Annotated in this window: 1 protein-coding gene and 1 pseudogene; one reads left to right on the forward strand and one right to left on the reverse strand. The window is 43.2% G+C overall.

The window, feature by feature from the left end:
• A partial coding sequence (locus tag RTW80_RS24450) for a hypothetical protein (protein WP_312720643.1) occupies positions 1-873 on the reverse strand: 873 nt, incomplete at its 3' end.
• A 355-nt stretch (positions 874-1,228) separates the two neighbouring features.
• On the opposite strand from RTW80_RS24450, the pseudogene RTW80_RS24455 reads away from it, so the two are divergent.
• A pseudogene (locus RTW80_RS24455) lies at positions 1,229-1,966 on the forward strand (major capsid protein); the annotation flags it as partial.

The raw sequence follows: 1,966 nt of genomic DNA on the forward strand, positions 1-1,966 counted from the left end.
TTTATTAATGAGAGGCTCAATAATAACTTTTCGGGATGCAGGGCTAATATACATCAGTCCATCTACCAATAGTATGAATTGTTGTGCCTTCTCTATCTTATTGTTGTTTCCTGAAACTAAATACTTGTCAAATTGTTGGCCGACTTTACGTCGGTCGTCTTTTGAAAGTAATGTCCATAAAATAGGTGCGCAAAATTCAATGTTGTTTCTGAGTTCACTTGATATATTGGATGAGCAGTATGTGCCAAAAAAACGAGAGGATAATTCACTGATATAAATTGCAGGTAGATCTGAAAAGGCTTGCTTAACTGCCAGACTATTTTTATTAAATGTTGCCGAATCCATTTCTGAAAGATATGTAGTTATATCTATGATGGCTGGTGGAAACTCTTTAGAAAGAACGTATTTATTACAATCATTAATCAGGTTCACTACTTTGATTAAATCAGGGTCGCTACTTTGTGGATGTCCACCAAATAGATTCCTGGTTTCTCTAGCTTGTTGTAATAGTTTCTGACCTTCTCGATCGATAACTCCTATTTTAAATGCTCCATCTATTAAATCAAAGTCGCTCACATAATCCTGAAAATCTTCATACGTTTTAATTTCTTTTTTTTGTTTACACTCTTTGTTGAATAGATCTAGGCTACGATGAATTATCTTTTGACGTAAATCATCAACTACAGCATTCCAGTAAGCAGTGATGGCACTTCTATAACCTTTTACAGGAAGAACTCTTATTGCTTCTGAAATATATGGGCAGTCAACTACATCATGCCTCACAGTTGAGAGCGCAGTTTGTAACAATGTAACTTCTGTAGAGTCTAGTGGAGTTGGCTGCACTAAATGAGAACTTATCTCTGTACCCTTCATTTCAGGATTTTCCTATTCTTTTCCATTTTTCTACTCTATTGAATTTGAAAAAGATATCAAGTTCGTTCTTGCCAGTTTTAAGTGGAAAATTTGATGTTACCTTATTGAGATAAGGCAGTTCTCTATAACCTATTGTTATTAATTATTTTTATTTTTTTCCAATTCAGATGTTTAGGGCTAAGAAGTTAAGTGAGAGTTCACAGCAAAACTGCTTCTAGTTCCTCACCGAGGAGCAAAAGGTTAAGACAGCGTACTTTGTATTGCACAATGTATTGCAGAACCTTCTTTCGAAAGCTACAACAATCAATTTTATATTGAAAATTCAATCATATCCTTTCGATATTGACTCATATAGCCGAAGCATGAAGTGAATCCGCAGATGACCCTGCGTCGCCTGCCGGATGAAGATCCGCAGAATCTGGCGGACCCGGCTTACCGCCGCCGTCGCATCATCATGCAGAACATGCGTGACGAAGAGCTGGCCATTGCTCAGGTCGAAGAGATGCAGGCAGTTTCTGCCGTGCTTAAGGGCAAATACACCATGACCGGTGAAGCCTTCGATCCGGTTGAGGTGGATATGGGCCGCAGTGAGGAGAATAACATCACGCAGTCCGGCGGCACGGAGTGGAGCAAGCGTGACAAGTCCACGTATGACCCGACCGACGATATCGAAGCCTACGCGCTGAACGCCAGCGGTGTGGTGAATATCATCGTGTTCGATCCGAAAGGCTGGGCGCTGTTCCGTTCCTTCAAAGCCGTCAAGGAGAAGCTGGATACCCGTCGTGGCTCTCATTCCGAGCTGGAGACAGCGGTGAAAGACCTGGGCAAAGCGGTGTCCTATAAGGGGATGTATGGCGATGTGGCCATCGTCGTGTATTCCGGACAGTACGTGGAAAACGGCGTCAAAAAGAACTTCCTGCCGGACAACACGATGGTGCTGGGGAACACTCAGGCACGCGGTCTGCGCACCTATGGCTGCATTCAGGATGCGGACGCACAGCGCGAAGGCATTAACGCCTCTGCCCGTTACCCGAAAAACTGGGTGACCACCGGCGATCCGGCGCGTGAGTTCACCATGATTCAGTCAGCACCG

Origin of the sequence: Escherichia sp. AM3, from assembly GCF_032029835.1 — a bacterium.
Classification (GTDB): Bacteria; Pseudomonadota; Gammaproteobacteria; order Enterobacterales; family Enterobacteriaceae; genus Escherichia; species Escherichia coli.